Raw genomic sequence first — 17,888 nt, 5'->3', positions numbered from 1 at the left:
GTGCACCTTCCTGTGCAAGCTTGCCTAGTATGGTAACAGAGCCCCTCGTGGAGGGATATAGACAACATTTACGATTATTGATCAAATTTCAGGCTGGGCATCCGCTATTCGTAGATCGGCATAGATACTGTAAGAAATGCAAAAAGGATATCTTGATCAAGCATGCAACCCAAAACGGCGCTCACACGAGTGAGCGCCGAAGCGGATGATATCGAGGTTAGATGATCGAGGCAAAATCTCCAGCCAATTGCCTGAGCGGCGGCTCAGCCCTGTGCTGCAGCCGGTAGACAAAAGCCGGACGCGGCTGCTCGTCGAGCAGCTTGTCGACGGCCCCCAGTCCGCTTAGCTCATCGAGTCTTGCAGATAGCATGCGGGGGGTCACCGGCGGCAGGGCCTGCGCCAGCTGGCCAAACCGTTCGTGACGATAATGGAGCGCGAGCAGCACCGGCATGCTCCAGGCTTTGGCAGATAAGCGGCCCAACCCCAGCTGCTGCTCGGCTTGCTCCTGGGCCTGCGCGGCTTCGCGCAGCAGCAGGCCGTGTTCGGTGAGGACGTATTCCGGCAGCGCGGGATGGCGGCGTTCGTGCGGACCGAGATGCTGCAGCAAGCCGCTGGCCGCCATCCGCTTCAGGTTGTCGCTCAGGCGTGCCGGGGCAATACCCAGCTCATGCTGGAGCGGCGTAAACCGCCCGCGACAGCGGTCCATGGCCAGCAGAATCGGGACGGTCCATTGACCGGACAACGCTTGGGCAAGCTGCAGGACCCGCTGCTCTTCAGGACTCAGAGCGGGGTTAGCTCCTCGGAGAGCATGAGGCTGTGGCCGTCCGGATCGATGAAGGTGGCCAGCTTGACCATATCGGGAATTGTCTCGATGTCCCCGAGGAAGGTCACGCCTTTTTGCTCCAGTGCCTGACGCGCAGCTTCAATATCGTACACTTCAAAGACCGTAGAAGAGGTAGAAGGGACGACTTCCTGTGCCTCCGAGAAGCCGATGATGCAGCCCGCCGTCGTTGTGTTCACCATCGCCATGCCGCCCTCTTCATCGTGAAAAACCACCTCAAACCCGAGCTTGTCCCTATAAAATGCTATGCTGCCCTGCAAGCTTTTTACGCTGTACCACACCGTTACGCCTGGTTTAAACATAAGTCACCTCCATCATTTAATACCGTTAGTATACTAGATATCTTTTCGGTAGTAAACAAGGTGATTTACATATTTTTCATTTCCGTCCTTTATTCCACACTCGCTTCTGCCGCCCAACGAGCCGCCTGTGTCGAGTCAGCTTCCCGTTATTCACCATGACCACACCTTCCCTTCCGTATCCTTCAGTGCCAGTGGCTTGTCAGTCTCTCCATCAGCCAATCGCTGTTCAATCATCCCTATAATCAGGGCTGCAGAGACAGCAGGTGTGAGTCGTCCCGAGGCATCAAGTTTGCCTTGCATATACGTCTGCACATGACCGGGATGCAGCACCAGTACTCGCCCGCCTTGCGGAAGAATCTGGTTGTCGATCAGCTGCGATTGCATATTCAGTGCCGCCTTGGACATGCAGTAGCCGTACCAGCTGGTTCGCTTGCAATTGCCGATACTGCCCGCTTCCGAGGAGATGTTGACGATCAGCTTGGTTTCACTTCGGAGAATCGGTTCAATGAACGCGTTGGACAGCCGGAGTGAACCTAGCGTGTTGATCCGATAGACCTCCTCCATCCCTTCAAAATCCAGATCATCCTGAATCGTTGCTGTAATGTTGCCCAGAATGGCCGCATTATTAATCAGCAAATCCAGCCGATCCGTTGTCCCGGCGACTTCACGGGCCGCCTCTTGCACACTGCCGCCATCGCCAATATCCAGACGGATCCTCCGCAGGCGGCCGCCCGACAGCTCATCCAATGCCTCCAGCGCTTCAGCCGTCTCTCCGTACTGTCCCGCGAACACATGATAGCCTTTATCTAATAGCGCTTTCACTAATGCCAATCCCAAACCCCGGTCGGCTCCGGATACCAGAGCATATGATGTCATCGCTATCGCCCTCCTTCATCTGTCCTTACGTTTCATATAAACGGTCTTCGCTCCAGCACTCTCTGCAATTCTACGTCCGCATCGACTTGCTCAGGCATCACGAACTGGACGATCGCCAGTGCGCATACGGTACCGCACAAGGCATGCAAATCCTCCGTCAACACGTCGTCCTCCCCCTTCGGCAAGCTCTCGATGAAGTCCAGAAGACCGGTACCGATCCCGCGCATAAGCGCGTACAGCTCGGCTCTGCGATGATCTGTCTGCATTGCCACCCGACTCACCAGGTACAGGACGTCCAGCTCCTGGAATGAGAACTTGTCCGTGGTCCGGGGCAGCTCGCCAGCTTCATCCAAAGCAAGGCACGTATCTGCCAGCCGGTCCGGGTAGCGAAGCGGCCGCTTGCGGTATTCTTGATTGAACAAGTAATGAAACGAGCCTGCCAGATGATGAAATAACGGCGCATCCCCGCTGTGGTCCGCTACAACGGGCACGGCTCCACGCCGCCACAGCCCGGTAACCGGGTCCGACTCCTCCCAGAGCCAGTCAAAATACCCGTTTTCCCACTGGCTATCAACTTCTCCGGCAAGCACGAGAGCCGCATACAGCCCCGCGCCTTTGAGCGATTCGCCCCAGGGCTGACGCTTCCAATCCAACGCTTCCAAAAATGTATAGAGCCCCTCCCGGCTCTTAAGGGCATCCAGGGCAACGAGCGGTCGAAGCGGCTTGGCGTCCAGGAGCTCCAGAGCTGAGATGGCAAATGCCGTCCCGTGAATTGGAGGATGTCCGTCGCCAGGAAACAGACCGTCCGGCTGCTGGAAGCTCTGAAGGGTCTGTACCAATTCAGCATGGGCCGTGGTTCCCTCCGCTGGCAGCTTGTCTAAGGTGTACATGAGGATAACAGCATCTACCGTTCCGTAGAGATCGGAAGCTGGCGGGTCCGCCTTCCTCCGGCGATAGCCGCCATCCGACGCCCGGTGATCCTCCAACGTACGCATAATACTTGCCATGAAAGGCTTGATTGCAATCATCCGGCATCCCCTCCTTTAAATTTAGACCTGTCGGTGCTCGAAGATGGCTTCCCCGGCGGCATCGTAGCTCATCACCTGATTTCGTCCGTTGGCCTTGGCCTGATAAAGTGCCCGATCCGCCATGGCTATCAGCTCCTCGCTACTCCTCACCATGACAGGCTCGTATGTCGAGACGCCGACACTCACCGTAACGACCGGTACCGTAACCGAATGAAGATGCGGCAATGCCGCCCGTTCGATGGACAGCCGCAGAGTTTCCGCCAGTGAAGCAGCTCTGCTCGCATCCGCGCCTGGAAGAATGACGGCAAACTCTTCCCCGCCATAACGGGCGAAGATAGCCTCCGGATGATTAAGACCTGCCTTGGCAAGCCCGGTTATACTACGCAGACATTCGTCCCCCGCCTGATGGCCATAATGATCATTGTAGGCTTTGAAGGCATCCACATCGAACAGCAGCAGCGACAGCCCACCCGGCTCTTGAGCCCGCACTGCGCGGGTCCACGCCTGATGCAGCATCTCATCGAAAAAGCGGCGGTTGCCGATCCCCGTCAGCCCATCCAGCAAGGAGAGCTGCTTGAGCTGGGCCTCCATTTTTTTACGCTCGGTAATATCAATTGCTATCCCGATGACCCCTGCCTTCTCCCCATCCAGCAGCAAAGGGGTGACAGTAAGCAGCGCCGTCATCCGCGACCCGTCCTTGCGGATAAAGCTCCATTCCCTGCCTTCAAAGTGCTCGGCGTCGGCACTGCGCATCAAGAGCTGCTCGTGCGGAATGACGGTACCCAGATTGCGGGACAGCTCACCGGCATAATCCTCTACCTCCACCGGGTCATGATAGGCTGCGAGTGCATCCTTTCCAATCAGCTCCTCAGCCGAATACCCCAGCATGTGCTCCGTTCCTTTGTTGGCATGCGTGATGCGGCCCTTGCAGTCCGTCACAATCATTGAGGTGCCGACTGCCGATTGGAAGATCGCTTCCTGCAGCGAATGCAGGGAGCGGTACTGCCGTTCACTGTGCTCTACCTGGCGAATCAGCTGATTATTCGTGAGGAAGGAACGAATCAGTACGGATGCAAACAGCCCGCCGGAGCCAACCAGCGCTATATAATAGAAGCTCTCCGGCCGGAACCCCCTTGTATAGGTGACAATCAGAATCAGCGTCATGCTCCACGCCACGGCTAACAACCACTTGCGTCTGTACACCTGCACCGATTGCATAATTAGTCCGCTGCCCACGCCAGCCAAAGCGATGGAGATCAGCGGAAGTATGCTGGTAGGTGAGGGTGTAAACGACCCGAAAAACGTAATCCGGCCAAACACGACAAATAAAGCGGTTACCATAGAAGCCGGCAGGCCTCCGTAATAGGCTGCACAAATGACGATGATGTGCCGAAAGTCAAGAAACGTCACTTCATTGACGCGAACACTAAACACGAGTAGCAGTAGAGCACACACACCATGGAGCACCCCGATCACTAGCTTGATGCCAAGCGACAGGGGACGATCCGAGAGGTAGCGTCGAAACAGGTAATTAAAAAAGAACAAAAAGGCGGTTAACAGCGCATAGTTGGCAATCATGTATCTAAACACAGGTGCTCCTCCTACCATCAAAAGCGCGGTCTTTGAAACGATTATACTCTATTCGTGGTACTTCAAACAGTCCACTGTTGATTACGAGGACATTCAGAGGCCACAGGGCTTGTCAATCGAGTGAATCACCCGTAAGCTGGTATCAACCGTATTCTATCGGAGCTTGAAAGGAGATCGAAAGCGATGTTAAGCGCGGGAAACAACAGCCGTCACCCTGCGGCCCTGGAACAATTGAGCTTGCGGCTCAGATCCATTGACCACTTGACCGATTCCCGGGGGCACTGGAGGCTACAAGCACAATTTCTGGAATCTTCTCTGCTGCTCTACATCGCAAGCGGTCAAGGCAAGCTGATGTTGGACGGTCGGTTTATTCCTCTCCGTACTGGAAGAGTGTATTTATGTGGTCCTGGTCAGTTGACGGAAGCCGATGTACATGGCATGAGCGAGCAGGGCTGCTACGTGATCCACTTTGATACCTATGTAGAGGAGCAGGACGGTTCGGGATTCAGACGTGAGATGACCCGGGATGCGCATTGGCCGGAGGAAATGGTAGCGGAGTCCCCCTGGAAGCTGCTCATGCTGTGCGAGGACCTTCACCGGTCCTGGCAGAGCGGTTCCTCCCTGCAGCGCTTTGGCGCGCAGGCCCGGTTTCAGGGAATGGTTCATGAGCTCCTTCACCAAGCAAGCCTGCCATCAACCGACGAGAGCGCCTCATTGGAAGCCGCCAAGTCCTACATGGAGCGTCATTATCAGCACAAGCTGGCCATCGGCGACCTTGCTGCTGCAGCACAGATGAGTGAGCGGCATTTCATGCGTCAATTCAAAAAACGCTACGGCTACAGTGCCATGGACTATCTGGCCATTCATCGCATCCGGGAAGCTCAAACCCTGATGAAGAACGAGCCCCCGCCGCCTCTGAAAGAAATCGGCAGTCTGGTAGGCTACCCCGAGGAAGGTTATTTTCGGCGAAAATTCAGGCAAATCACAGGCATTGCTCCCGCTGCCTTCATTCGCAACAGCCGTCAGCGGATTGTCGCTTACCATCCCCAGGTCATCGGGATCCTGCTGGCCCTGCAGATGATTCCTTGCGCAGCTCCCGACTCCCATCCCTGGACAGCCTATTACCGGCGCAAGTACCATACGGATCGCGTGTCTCCGCTAAGCGATGATACGGAAACCAAGCTGATGGAGGTCCGCACCGCGGAGGCTGATGCAATTGTCGCCATTGACCGCCAGTTTTCAGAGCAGGAGCGACAGGAGTTGCAGTCTTATATTCGGATCTGCGAGATTTCATGGGACAATAACGATTGGCGAGCGCATCTGCGTATGACTGCCCATTATCTCGGAATGGATGGCATGGCAGATATCTGGCTTGCCCGCTATGAACGGAAGGCGGCCACCATCAGGGAACAGCTCACGCCTACCATCGGTGGGGACAGCCTGCTCCTCCTGCAGGTGACTGCACACGGCCTGGTGGTCCCTGGCGACTATAGTATGGCTGACGTCTTCTATGGTGATCTGGGGATGACCAAGCCTGCAGAATTCGCTGTGTCCAAGGGTCCGGTGGACATGCTGCTGCCACAGCTTGCGGAGCTGAATGTTGATCGGCTGCTGGTCATCGTGGGGGAGGAAGAGCAGGCCAAGGAACGGTGGCATGCCATCGCCATTAGCCCCCTGTGGGAACAGCTGACTGCCGTTCGTTATCAGCGGGTGAACACCCTGGATGCCACACTGCTCCATGACTATACGGCCTTTACCCATGATTTGTTGCTGGATGAAGTACGAAAGCTATGGCATGATTGTACCTAAAATAAAGTCCGAATCGGTACTGTTCCTCGTGGACGGGCTTCCCGTATACTACATCTAAATGAAAATGATTATTAATCTTAATTAGATTTTTCATTCATTACAGATGTAGGAGGAGGAGAAAGCAATGAAACGAAGCAGATGGACAATAGCGGTGATTGTGCTGGTTGCAGCACTATTGACAGCCTGTGGTGGCGGGGACCCAGCAGATAACAACGGCGCATCGCCAACCCCTGAGACCTCCGGTGGCGCGACAGATGAACCCGTAGCGAACGAACAAGCGGCTGAACCCGCAGCAGAAACGCCCGCCCTTCGCACTATCGATACTGTAATGGGCGAAGTCGAGATTCCCGCAGAGCCCGAGCGGATTGTCGGTCTGTCTGTGGTCTATCCCGAGCTGCTGTATGCCCTGGATATTGTCCCGGTTGCGGTCCAGAACTATCATGAAGATTTCCCCGCCTACCTCGAGGAGCCTTTCCGTGACGTTCTCAAAACAGGCATTGCCAAGACCCCGAATTTCGAAGCGATCCTCTCCTCTGAGCCTGATCTGATTATTGCTCCACAGTGGTGGGCGGAAAAGGATTACGATCAGCTGTCCAAAATTGCGCCGACCGTGCTGCTACCGGAACGGGACGAATGGCAGGATGAGCTCCGGGACATCGCCGGGGTGCTGGGTAAGGACGAACAGGCCGAGCAAGTCATCGAGGATCTGAAGAATAAAGAAGCTCAAGCAACAGCCCGACTAGATGAACTGGTCGGTGATGAGACGGTATTGTATATGCGGATCATGGCCAAGGAAATTGTGATTCATGGCGAGAACATCTCCCGTGGCAGCCTGGTCCACAAGCAGCTCGGCTTGAAGCCGTTAGAGGCATTCCCGCAGAGTGAATCGGCGTTGTCCATCTCCCTGGAGGTTCTGCCCGACTATGACGCAGACCATCTGATCGTTCAACTCGATGACGAGGAGAATGAAGAAGTGAAGAACGCCTTTGATGAGATGTCCAGCAGCTCCCTGTGGAAGAACATGAAGGCCGTGCAGAACGGACATGTCTATATGGTCGGCGGTAAAGAATGGTTTAATGTCGGCATGGCGCCGCTTGCGGACGACTACGCAATCGATGCGATTCTGAAGGTCTTCGAGGATAACAATGCGTAAGCCGGTGACAGGTCCGATGTCGGGCGAACAGGTCTATGATCTGACCATAATCGGCGGCGGTCCAGCGGGCATGTACGCTGCGTTCTATGCGGGGATGCGGGAAATGCGTGTCAAAGTAATTGAAGGCAAGGACGAGCTCGGCGGCTTCTTGCACACCTATGCGGAGAAGATGATCTGGGATGTTGGCGGCATCCCGCCCATCCGCTGTGCAGCCTTAATCCAGCAATTAGCCGAACAAGCCGTCACCTTCGATCCGACACTCGTCTTCAATCAACGGATAGAAGGCATGATTCGTCACCCGAATGGCCTGATTGAGCTGCTTACACATACGGGCGCACGCCATCTGACGCGTACGGTCCTGATTGCGGTCGGGCGGGGCGTGGCCGAGCTGATGCGATTGGATGTCGAAGGGGCGGAACGGTACGAGTTGACCAACCTGCATTATACGGTGACCCGTCTGGACCAGTTTCGGGACAAGCGGGTGCTCATCTCTGGCGGCGGCAACAGCGCGGTCGATTGGGCGCTTGAGCTGGCCGAGCGCGGTGCACGCGTGACCGTCGTCCATCGGAAGGATGAGTTCCGAGCGATGGAGCGCAATGTCGGGGCGATGCGGCAGGCCGTACAGGTTTTTACGCCCTGCCGGATCGTCAGACTGCATGGGGAGCAGAATCGGGTTCATGCCGTTACGCTTCTCCATACCTCAACCGGATGCGAGGAGCGGATTGAGGTGGACGATGTCATCGTCAGCCACGGCTATAGCCGCAGCGAGGATACGATGGTCCGCTGGGGCCTACCTCTCGAAGACGGCATGCTGCGTGTCGACGAGCACGCCGTCACCAGTCTACCCGGCGTTTATGCAGCCGGCGACTGTTCGATCCGCCCGGGCAAGGTCCGCCTCATTGCTGGCGCATTCAACGACGCCGTGCTCGCGGTCAACAGTGCCAAAAGCTACCTGGAGCCCGAAGCCGACGGAATGGCCTATGTCTCCTCGCATAACGAGCTGTTCCGCGAGCGGAACAGGCAACTAAGGGAAAGCTGAAGTGGAACCAGCCATGTCCGTCTATTACCGTTCCTCCCGACTGTACATCTGCTGATCTCCCAGCTTGACCAGCACCTTGCCGAAGCGGCCACCTTGTTGTACTGTCACTTGGCCGGAGGGATAGCCCTGCTCCAGATAGTCTTCGGCTAATCCACGTACACGCATCATTTCGTCCGTCCCGAACATGCGCAATAAAGGCAGCAGCTCTGCCAAGGCTTCGTCCTTTGTGAGAATTGTCGTCTTCATCTCGCGAGTGACCAGTGAGTGAAAGGCGTAGCCATGGAGCAGCAGCAGATTCATCAGATAAGCCATCTCCAGATGCTCGCTCCGGCGGGGACGATCGGTCAGCAGGGCCCATACTTCATCCAACAGGCTATGCTCCCGGGAGCCCACAGACATACTCATGTAACAAAACTCGCGGGCGCAGCTCAGAATTCGCTGGACACTGGCCCAATCGTTAATGACGGGGCACATCGAGACGAATACGAGATCAAATTGTTGCGTCCAGCCTCTCGCCTGCAAATCAAGATCCTCGAATGGTTCGGCAACGATGTCAATCGAGCCGCGGGAGAGACCGGCCTGACGTGCCTCCAGCATGGCTACCAGTGGCGGAGAGGTCTCCACTGCTGTCACCTGGGCCCCTTTTTCAGCGAACGGTACCGCAAATCCGCCCGACGCCGCCCCAATATCCAGCACCTTGGCGCCTTCCAGTACAACCCCCTGATCCTCCAGCCAGCCAATAATGCGTCTGGCTCGCCGTCTCCCCTCCGCGCTGAACACTTCCCGGTCAAACGTCTCTGCCTTGCTATCAAAGGATCGCGCCGGGTCCATGCCCGCTGCCCGCATCTTGCGTACCGCTGTGTTCGGGTCTTCTTGCCATGCCTTTTCCCATGCACCGGGATTCAGTAATATCTCGCTCATTGTCGTCAACGCCCTCTTATTAAAGATTTAATATATCTACAATAACTCCTAAAAAGGTATTAGTCAATTAAAACTTTGGTAGGGATACGTCCTCTTTTTTCCGCTATCGGGGCAATAGGACGGTTCCTCATAAGGTTAGGGAGCTTATTTTCCGTTATAACCTGGTTGGATGGCTATCATGCCGCTTTTTCGGGCTAATAACGGAAAATATGCGTCGTAAAATCAAAAATCCAAGCGATTTCCGGGAGAACGGGCCCATGTGAATACTCGTAGGCGCAAGTCAGTCGTTTTCACCAGACCAAAAAACACCTCCAGCACGTCCCCTTATTCTGGATAAGGATGGACGTGACTGGAGGTGTGTTGTTATATGCTGTGTCAGTGTCTACCGCTTAGTCTCGTTTTACTTGATAGGCCTGGGTATAAATCTTGTAGCCTGCCACTTCGCAGGTCTCCCCTTCGTGCCGTTCGACGCGCCGCTCCAGTACATCACTGGCATAGACAGCCTCCGTCTCAAAGAACGTGCTCACGCGCAGGTTCGCGGCTTCCTCGCCAAGGTTGTACCAGCGGGCCACCAGATCGCCCGTCTCCTCCGAGAATTTGAGCGTCGAGAAGGCGAGTGGGGACACATCCGAGTTCCAGCCAAGCCACTGGCCGGATACGGGCAGCTTGGCCCGCGGCTTGCTCTGAGCGTCAGTCGACAAAGGAGCAACGCCGCTTGCAGGACCCTGGGTCTGCACAACGGTCCACGGAATCTGATACTGATAGGCCTCCGCGTAAGCACCGGACACTGCGCCGTCTCCGGCATACGGAATGATGGCATATTCGACATGCTGCTGACCTGGGCACTGCGCCTCCGGCGTCTCGAACACGCCCCAGTCTCCGAGCTCGGAGCAGGCGCGCAGCAGCGTCACCGCAATCGTGTTCTTGCCGTCCTGCAGCACCTCATACTCGTTCAAGCCTTTATTGGCAATCGCCAGCCCATTGGCGCCATCCGCTACACTCGCGAACACCTGCTGATGCTGGGCATTGCTTGGGTTGATCCACTCCGTCGCAGGCTTGTTGCTGCGTCTGGCTACTTCAAAAACCGAGTCAGCAAAGTGATGATCGGCGACCAGCCCCGTCGGGAACAAAGCCCGCAGCCGGTGATCCTGAGCCTGATTATCGAAGCTCGTGCTGACCTGGAGCATACGGCTGCCTGCCTCGAGCGTATAACGTGTCGTCAGGACCAGCGGTACCATCACCGTGGAACGCTGGGCCTGGCGTTCACGGAAGGCGACCATCTCGCGCTTCTCAGTGGCAAAGGTCTCGTCGGCGCTCACAGGAATCTCCCAGCGGAGCACGGCTTCTACTACCGCCCGGGTGGCAGATTGCTCGATCCAGCGGATCTCAGCTTGCAGCTCCTCAGTTGTCAGCGCGGCTTCGCCCTCCGGCTGGCGATAGACATATTCATTGCCGATATCCCCGGTGTTCTCATAGGCATTGAGCCCCGCATAGACGGTGCCTGTCGCTTTGTCAGTCACCGTGACCGTCCCGTTGCTCTCCACCGACACATGCAGCTTGGCGTTCTCCATCGTATGGCCTTGCACCTGCACCTTATCCGGCAGCGCGTCAATCGACGGCTTCACTGCCCCGGCTACCAACGCATAGGTCCGGTACCCCAGAGCGGCGACGTCAGCCGCCAGGAAGGTCACCCGTACTTTGCGGGCCATGTACGGCTGACGGAAACGGTCCTTGGGCAGCTCATAGCCGAACTGGACGCCAAGATCCTCCACCTCAGCCGGATAGACCGTACCCGCTTCATCCACGACCTGCAAATCACCAAGCGGCGCTTCATTCAGCTCGACTGCCAACGATTGCGGCGTGCGCCCCCGGACAAAATACGTCTTGGCAGTAATCAGCTCCACCGTTACGTTCCCAGTTCTGCACCAGCCGCTTGTGTTGAACACGGTGAATGGAATGGCAGCTTCTCCCCACGCCTCGACACTGTCAATATCGATGGCATCTACCAGGAGTGCGGCGCTCTGCGCAGCGATCGCTTCTGCCATCTGGCTGCTCTTGGCGAAGCGCGTCACCATCTCACGGTGTACCTCATCGACGCTGCAGCCGCAGATGCTGTCATGCGGATGGTTCTGCATGAGCGTCTTCCACGCATAGGTAAGCAGATGATGCGGATACGTCTGCACGCCCGCCAGCTCGGCAAAAGCAGCGAGCGGCTCCGCCACCTTCTCAAGCAAGGTCTGACCGGCCTGATTAAGCTGCTTCAGATACACCCGCGCGGAAGCGGTGTTGACCAGCGTCCCCCAGCCGTCGGTATGCTGACTGCGCAGCTCGCCGACCACAGTTACTAAATCCCCAGGAAGGTTGGCTTCCAGCGCCTGGAGATAATCATCAAAGTTAGAATGTACAAACTCCATGTCAGGGTACAGGGCAGCCGCCGTTTGGATCGCCTGGGACAGATCCGTTTGGATCGGCTGATGGTCGCACCCGTTCATGAACAGCAAATGCGGTGTAGATGCGTATTTCTCAGCGCTGGCGAGATTTTTGTCCCAATACGCCCTGGCCTCGTCCGGGTCAACGGGAACCTCCATTCCGTTGCAGTACCAGTTGGCGAACAGCACCCCCAGCACCTCCGAGCCGTCCGGCGAACGCCACATCATCTCGGAGTAGGGCGACTCGTAGCTATCCGACTCGCCGACGGTATTATTGAAGCCCGTTGGCTTCACACCACGTCCGAAGATCGCATTGGTTATCCCCGCCTGCTGCAGGATCTGAGGGGCCTGGCCCATATTGCCAAAGGAATCGGGGAAATAGCCCGTTTTGGAAATCACACCGAAAGGCTTGGCATCCAGATGACCGATCAACAGATTGCGCAGATTGGCCTCTCCACTAGTCAGAAACTCGTCTTGGAGCACGTACCACGGCCCAAAATGAATGCGTCCTTCGCGGATGTAACGATCCAGCCGCTCTCTCTGATCCGGTCGAACCTGCAAATAGTCCTCGCGGATGATGGTCTGTCCGTCCAAGTGAAAATATCGGTACGCCGGATCCTGATCGAGCGTATCCAGCAGCTTGTCCATTAATTCAATCAACAACATATGATGATGTTCATATGGCATATACCATTCCCGGTCCCAGTGGGTATGCGAGATGATATGCGCAGTCTTTTTCGTAGTCATGCAGGTAATCCTCCAATTATTCTGTAGTTGCATCTCTGCTGTCTCTGCTGTCTCTTCCGTACTCTACCTTACCATGTCTCCATCCGAAGGAAAAGCTCAATACGCATCCAGAAAGTTTCCAGGATATGAACAAGGCTGATGATTGTCAGATTCATCTCCAGCGAGCCTGCCAAATGATGCTAAGAGACCCCTCTCCTTACTCTGACGACCGACCAGCAGGTTGCCAGACAAATAGAGGAACAAAGGTGCGTTACAGCGGCCGACCAGCGGGTTGCCGAGCAAATAGAGGAACAAAGGTGCGTTACAGCAACCGACCAGCGGGTTGCCAGACAAATAAAGGAACAAAGGTGCGTTACAGTGACCGACCAGCGGGTTGCCAGACAAATAGAGGAACAAAGGTGCGTTACAGCGGCCGACCAGCGGGTTGCCGAGCAAATAGAGGAACAAAGGTGCGTTACAGCGGCCGACCAGCCGGCTGCCAGGCAATAAAAAAAGACCAACCAGCAGCTGGTAGGCCTGTCATTAACAATCAGCATCAAGTCGTGGAACGGTAGAACCGCTGAACGAGGACGGAGGCGCCAAGCATGAGGAACCCTACAGCGCCGAACCCCAGGGTTAGCCCAAGCCAGCCCGATAGAATTCCGAAACCTACAGGATTAGCCACTTGGACAATCCGGTTAGACATGGTCCGAAGGCTCATCCCCATGCCCTGCTGGCTAGATCGGACCGTGCGGGCTACCATGATGAGTGCGAGCGGTTGGTTCATCCCGGAGCAAATGCCCCACAGAAAAACAATCATTCCCAGTGCCCAAAGCGGCGGCGTCAGCACAAGCGACAACAAGCAGATGGCTCCGAGCATCATACTATATACGACAATACGCCGGTGGCCCAGCCATTCAATCAGGTAACCGACCAAAGGCCGGATTACAATGGAGGCGATCGCGCCGATCGACAGCATCCATCCGATTTCCGTATTGCTAAGACCCACTCCTGATAAATACAGCGGGAAGAAGGCGCTCTGCATGTCAATCAGTACGAACAAGATGCCGTTGACTGCAATAGCCATCAGAAAAGGGCGATTGCTCCGAAGCAGACCAAAACCACTCGCATAACTAGTCCACACTCCGCTGCTTCGACTTGTCCTCCCCTCTATGGGAAGCGCAGGAAGCCACAAGCTAAGCATAAGCGATGACCCGGCGAGACCAGCAAAGATGAGAAACACCAAGCCGTATCCACCCTGATCCGAAAGGTAGCCACCGGTAATCGGTCCTGCAAATTGAGCTAGCGAATTCGCAAACGCAAAGTTGGCCAGCATCCGATCTCTACTCCGCTCCACCGGCATACCGCGAGCAGTCTGGGCGGCGCCCGCTTGCAACGCCCCCCAGCTCATCAAGCTGCCCAAACCACTGATGATCTGCCCGGCCAGGATGAAGGCCACCAGGCCAAGAGCTCCCCCGGCCCAGTAGAGCAGCCCGCTGCCAAGCAGCATGGCCGACCCGACAAGCGTCGCCCGCCTCGTGCCGATCCGGTCGATGGCACTGCCTGCTGGCATGGCAAGCAGAACCGGGATGACGGCTTGCAGAGCCATGAACCAACCGATCACAGGGACGGAATAACCGGCATCGTTAAAATACAAGGACACCATGGGACGCACCATGCTGAATCCGATCCAATACATGACCGCCAGGACAAACAGCAACACACTCGTGCCGAACCTGGACATGATTATCCCCCCTAAAAGTTTTCCGTAGGAAAACTTGCTTCGGAAGCATAGACTTAAGTTTTCCGAAGGAAAACTTGCTTCGGAAGCATAGGCTATGCCTGAAGAGTCTCTCTCGCCTCCTTGGCTGCCTCAGTCTTCCGATTAGGCGAATCCTGAAGCGATGACCGTTTCCAATAGCCAAATCCCGTTATCGCGGCGAACAACACCCCCCCACTGGCATAGAAAGCGGCGCCCAGTCCAATCCCCTGTCCGACTAAGCCGAACATGGCGGGAGCCACAATTTGTGAAACGCGGTTCACGAACAGCCGCAAGCCCATAATCCGTCCGCGTTCTCCACGATTCTCATCGGTGACCATAATCATGGTACTGACGGGCATGTTCACGCCAACGGCGCAGCCCAGCACGAAGCTGATGAGTCCGACCCACACGACATGACTGGCGAACAGGGGCAGGATGGATAGGGATATGGCCGCGATGCATCCAGCGAAGATCAGGATCCGCGTCTGTGCCAGCCCCTTCATGATCCAGGGCAAGAAGGCACGCGAAATAAAGCTGGCAAACCCGCGAAGCGCTACCAGCAGCGAGATGACGAGGGCCGAGTAGCCCATTGTGTCCAAATATAGCGGGAAAAAACTCATCCAGATGGCTTGTAGATAATGAATCAAAAACGTACTGACGAGTCCAAATTGCACGCCGGCGTGCTTCATAAGATGCGCCCCGCTCGTATAGCTCTGCAAGACGGCCTTGGGTCCCAGCATACCGCCAAGCTCCGATACCGATAGACGAGCGCCCGGAGTGCGTGTTGTCCGGAACAGTACTGCCATCATGAAGACGATGGCCAGTAGCAGAGAGAACAGAAAGGCGGCCCTGTATCCTTGTCCCTCCATAGCCCCCTCGCCAGACAATCGGCTCGCGGCGAATAGCGTGATGATGACCCCGCCGATAACGGGTCCGATCATCGTGCCAGCCGAGGACCAGGCCGAATACCTTGCGATATCGCGCTCGCGCTCCGCCTTCTCCCCATCGGATACAAGAACCTGCAGCGAAGCTGCCATTAGCAAGGTCCCGGCACCGACCAGAATTTGCGAGAGGGACAGTACCGTCAGATTGGGGCTCCAGACCATCAAGGCAAGTGAAGCTACCGTGACGCCATTGCCGATGGTTAGCATAACCGGAGCGCCCAACCGGTCGATCAGTTGCCCGGAGGGCATCGCAATGAACAAAGGAAGCAACGCCTTGAGCGTGACCATGAGTCCGATCAGCGCCGTGGATGCACCGAGCTCTGCGGCGTAGAGCGAGAAAAAAGGCTGGGTAATGGCGATGATGGCAAAATGGATACCGCCGCCGACAACGCTAAGTGTTTTCAGCTGCATAGAATTCCTCCGATGGGTTAGGAAGCATGGAAGCAAGCGACTTTTCTGGTATCCGCCATCTGCTCAAGTACAGGCTGGTCTTGCTTGCAGCGGTCCGTGACCATCGGACAGCGCGTGCTGAAATGGCAGCCCGGCGGCGGATTCGACGGGCTGGGCAGATCTCCCCCGATCAGCCGGATCGTCCGCTTCTCCTCCGCGACCGGATCAGGGACGGGAGCAGCGTATAACAATGCTTGGGTATAGGGATGCTTGGGATCCTCGAAGATAGCATCCGCACTGCCGTATTCGACGATCTTGCCCAGATACATGACGGCAATCTTGTCGGAGATATGACGAACGATGGACAGATCGTGCGAGATGAACAAGATACTGATACCCAGCCGCTCACGCAGATCGGCCAACAGATTGATGACCTGTGCCCGTACGGACACATCCAGAGCCGATGTCGGCTCATCTGCAATAATAATGGACGGATCAAGCGCCAGTGCGCGTGCGATGCCGATGCGTTGACGTTGGCCTCCACTCAGTTGGCTCGGGTAACGGTCGAGATAGACGGTATCCAGCCCCACCGTACGGATCAGATCCTGAACCTTAAGCTCCCGATCTTCCCTGGTGCCGATGTCCATCACCTGAAGCGGCTCCATGATGATATCCCTTATTTTCATCTTCGGGTTGAAGGAGGAATAGGGGTCTTGAAAAACCATCTGCACTTTGCGCCGGAAGCTCTTCAGCGCTTCCCCCTTCAGCTTGGCGATGTCCACCCCTTCCACTACGATCTCGCCAGCAGTTGGCGTATCCAGCCGCAGCAGCATGCGGGCGGTTGTGCTCTTGCCGCAGCCGCTTTCGCCGACAAGGCCAAGCGTCTGGCCCGGATCCAGCGACAGCTCGATCTCATCGACTGCGCGGACCGTCCGGCCCTCGCGCTTGAAGAGGGAGGCATCGGTCTTGAAATGCCGGGTCAGTTGCTGCAGCTCTAGCACCGGCCGGGTCTCAACCCTTAATTCATCTTGTGGCAGAGGCTCTGCCCCTTCACGGTGCAGAGGCATCGTCTGACCGATCACAGCCTCGATTCCCCCATCCACGAGACATGCCGCTTGCTGTCTGCCGTGTTTCACTTCCAGCTCAGGCGCCTCCAGACGGCATTGCGGCACAGCGGCCAGGCAACGATCCGCAAAAGCACAGCCCTCAATCGGCTGGCGCATATCCGGAGGAAACCCGCCAATCTGCATCAACCGCTTCGGACGAGGCCCCTTGATGCTCGGAATGGTACGCAGCAGACTCTGCGTATAGGGATGTTGCGGCCGCTCGAATAAATCATACACGGAGCCATACTCGACGATTCTTCCTGCGTACATGACCGCGACTTTCTGGGCAAAACGCGCGACCAGTCCGAGATCATGCGTGATAAACAGCAGCGCCATGCCTGTCTCGGTAGAGATGTCCTTCAGCAGCTCGACGATCTGAGCCTGAATCGTCACGTCCAATGCGGTTGTCGGCTCATCAGCAAGAATCAGCTTCGGCTTGCAAGAGAGAGCCATCGCAATCAATACCCGCTGGCGCATACCCCCGCTCAGTTCATAAGGATAGCTGCGCAATCTGGCCTCGCTGTCTGGAATTCCGACCTGCGTCAGCAACTGCGCGGCTCTCTCCCTTGCTTGACGTGGGTTCAGACGGAGATGCCGAATCATATGGGAGACGAGTTGATCACCAATTGACATGATGGGATCAAGCGAGGTCATCGGATCCTGGAAGACCGTCCCGATCTCGCCGCCGCGCACGTGGTTCAACTCCTCCTCCTTCATCCCAAGCAAGTCACGTCCTTCCAGCAACACCCGGCCGGACTCGACGCTTCCCGGATAACTGAGCAGTTGCAGAAGCGACATCGCCATCGCGCTTTTGCCTGAGCCACTTTCGCCAACCACCGCCATTCGTTCACCACTGTTCAGCGTGAATGAAACGTCGTTGACAGCTCTGACCACGCCCTCCCGCGTATGAAAATAAGTCCGCAGCTGATCGACTTGCAGCAATGGATTCATTTGAGTCCCTGGGGTCATGTC

14 protein-coding genes are annotated in these 17,888 nt (G+C 56.3%); 3 read left to right on the top strand and 11 right to left on the bottom strand.

Translation table 11 applies throughout. The annotated features are described in order from the left end of the window. Positions 1 to 217: 217 nt before the first annotated feature. The 5 genes from F556_RS35490 to F556_RS0128415 form a co-directional block, all read right to left on the bottom strand. Positions 218 to 742 (bottom strand): winged helix-turn-helix transcriptional regulator, encoded by a 525-nt coding sequence (locus F556_RS35490; protein ID WP_020620396.1) that lies wholly within the window; start codon positions 740 to 742, stop codon positions 218 to 220. 38 nt (positions 743 to 780) lie between these two features. Further along, complete coding sequence (locus F556_RS0128430) at positions 781 to 1,143, bottom strand: VOC family protein (RefSeq protein ID WP_020620395.1); 363 nt, start codon at positions 1,141 to 1,143, stop codon at positions 781 to 783. Between the two features lie 150 nt (positions 1,144 to 1,293). Beyond that, positions 1,294 to 2,019, bottom strand: a complete 726-nt coding sequence (locus tag F556_RS0128425; protein WP_020620394.1) for an SDR family NAD(P)-dependent oxidoreductase — start codon at positions 2,017 to 2,019, stop codon at positions 1,294 to 1,296. Positions 2,020 to 2,051: 32 nt separating this feature from the next. After that, on the bottom strand, positions 2,052 to 3,047 hold the full coding sequence (locus F556_RS35485; RefSeq protein ID WP_020620393.1) for a prenyltransferase/squalene oxidase repeat-containing protein: 996 nt from the start codon (positions 3,045 to 3,047) through the stop codon (positions 2,052 to 2,054). A gap of 21 nt (positions 3,048 to 3,068) precedes the next feature. After that, positions 3,069 to 4,637, bottom strand: a complete 1,569-nt coding sequence (locus tag F556_RS0128415) for a diguanylate cyclase (protein ID WP_020620392.1) — start codon at positions 4,635 to 4,637, stop codon at positions 3,069 to 3,071. Positions 4,638 to 4,820: 183 nt separating this feature from the next. Here F556_RS0128415 and F556_RS0128410 point away from each other — a divergent pair, with 183 nt between their 5' ends. The 3 genes from F556_RS0128410 to F556_RS0128400 all read left to right on the top strand — a co-directional run bounded on the left by F556_RS0128410 (position 4,821) and on the right by F556_RS0128400 (position 8,638). After that, positions 4,821 to 6,446, top strand: a complete 1,626-nt coding sequence (locus F556_RS0128410; protein WP_020620391.1) for an AraC family transcriptional regulator — start codon at positions 4,821 to 4,823, stop codon at positions 6,444 to 6,446. Positions 6,447 to 6,570: 124 nt separating this feature from the next. After that, the gene (locus F556_RS0128405) at positions 6,571 to 7,599 is read left to right on the top strand and encodes an ABC transporter substrate-binding protein (RefSeq protein WP_020620390.1); all 1,029 of its coding nucleotides are present in this window, start codon (positions 6,571 to 6,573) and stop codon (positions 7,597 to 7,599) included. Then, entirely contained in the window at positions 7,592 to 8,638 is a 1,047-nt protein-coding gene (locus F556_RS0128400; RefSeq protein WP_020620389.1) for an NAD(P)/FAD-dependent oxidoreductase, read from the top strand. The genes F556_RS0128405 and F556_RS0128400 overlap by 8 nt, the downstream gene beginning before the upstream one ends. Before the next feature lie 24 nt (positions 8,639 to 8,662). Here F556_RS0128400 and F556_RS0128395 read toward each other — a convergent pair whose 3' ends face one another. The 6 genes from F556_RS0128395 to F556_RS0128370 all read right to left on the bottom strand — a co-directional run bounded on the left by F556_RS0128395 (position 8,663) and on the right by F556_RS0128370 (position 17,885). Beyond that, positions 8,663 to 9,559 carry a class I SAM-dependent methyltransferase gene (locus tag F556_RS0128395; protein ID WP_020620388.1) on the bottom strand — a complete coding sequence of 299 codons (897 nt, stop codon included), beginning with the start codon at positions 9,557 to 9,559 and terminating at the stop codon, positions 8,663 to 8,665. Between the two features lie 389 nt (positions 9,560 to 9,948). Continuing rightward, entirely contained in the window at positions 9,949 to 12,735 is a 2,787-nt protein-coding gene (locus tag F556_RS0128390; RefSeq protein ID WP_020620387.1) for an alpha-mannosidase, read from the bottom strand. Positions 12,736 to 12,831: 96 nt separating this feature from the next. Beyond that, entirely contained in the window at positions 12,832 to 13,221 is a 390-nt protein-coding gene (locus F556_RS38155; RefSeq protein ID WP_157272991.1) for a hypothetical protein, read from the bottom strand. Between the two features lie 49 nt (positions 13,222 to 13,270). Next, positions 13,271 to 14,458: an MFS transporter gene (locus F556_RS0128380; RefSeq protein WP_020620385.1), complete on the bottom strand. Its 1,188-nt coding sequence runs from the start codon at positions 14,456 to 14,458 to the stop codon at positions 13,271 to 13,273. A 92-nt stretch (positions 14,459 to 14,550) separates the two neighbouring features. Then, positions 14,551 to 15,831, bottom strand: a complete 1,281-nt coding sequence (locus tag F556_RS0128375) for an MFS transporter (protein ID WP_020620384.1) — start codon at positions 15,829 to 15,831, stop codon at positions 14,551 to 14,553. 17 nt (positions 15,832 to 15,848) lie between these two features. Next, positions 15,849 to 17,885 (bottom strand): dipeptide ABC transporter ATP-binding protein, encoded by a 2,037-nt coding sequence (locus F556_RS0128370; RefSeq protein ID WP_020620383.1) that lies wholly within the window; start codon positions 17,883 to 17,885, stop codon positions 15,849 to 15,851. Between the last annotated feature and the right edge of the window lie 3 nt (positions 17,886 to 17,888).

The organism is Paenibacillus daejeonensis DSM 15491 (assembly GCF_000378385.1).
Taxonomy (GTDB): Bacteria; Bacillota; Bacilli; order Paenibacillales; family Paenibacillaceae; genus Paenibacillus_D; species Paenibacillus_D daejeonensis.
Note: the sequence above shows the minus strand (reverse complement) of the source record. Positions and strands in the feature narration are given on the sequence as shown.

Excerpts from the sequence above, each read along its gene's own strand:
- F556_RS0128390 (WP_020620387.1), bottom strand. The coding sequence starts at position 12,735 with ATGACTACGAAAAAGACTGCGCATATCATCTCGCATACCCACTGGGAC.
- F556_RS0128425 (WP_020620394.1), bottom strand. The coding sequence starts at position 2,019 with ATGACATCATATGCTCTGGTATCCGGAGCCGACCGGGGTTTGGGATTG.
- F556_RS0128400 (WP_020620389.1), top strand. The coding sequence starts at position 7,592 with ATGCGTAAGCCGGTGACAGGTCCGATGTCGGGCGAACAGGTCTATGAT.
- F556_RS0128410 (WP_020620391.1), top strand. The coding sequence starts at position 4,821 with ATGTTAAGCGCGGGAAACAACAGCCGTCACCCTGCGGCCCTGGAACAA.
- F556_RS0128380 (WP_020620385.1), bottom strand. The coding sequence starts at position 14,458 with ATGTCCAGGTTCGGCACGAGTGTGTTGCTGTTTGTCCTGGCGGTCATG.
- F556_RS35485 (WP_020620393.1), bottom strand. The coding sequence starts at position 3,047 with ATGATTGCAATCAAGCCTTTCATGGCAAGTATTATGCGTACGTTGGAG.
- F556_RS0128395 (WP_020620388.1), bottom strand. The coding sequence starts at position 9,559 with ATGAGCGAGATATTACTGAATCCCGGTGCATGGGAAAAGGCATGGCAA.
- F556_RS0128430 (WP_020620395.1), bottom strand. The coding sequence starts at position 1,143 with ATGTTTAAACCAGGCGTAACGGTGTGGTACAGCGTAAAAAGCTTGCAG.
- F556_RS0128370 (WP_020620383.1), bottom strand. The coding sequence starts at position 17,885 with ATGACCCCAGGGACTCAAATGAATCCATTGCTGCAAGTCGATCAGCTG.
- F556_RS0128375 (WP_020620384.1), bottom strand. The coding sequence starts at position 15,831 with ATGCAGCTGAAAACACTTAGCGTTGTCGGCGGCGGTATCCATTTTGCC.
- F556_RS0128405 (WP_020620390.1), top strand. The coding sequence starts at position 6,571 with ATGAAACGAAGCAGATGGACAATAGCGGTGATTGTGCTGGTTGCAGCA.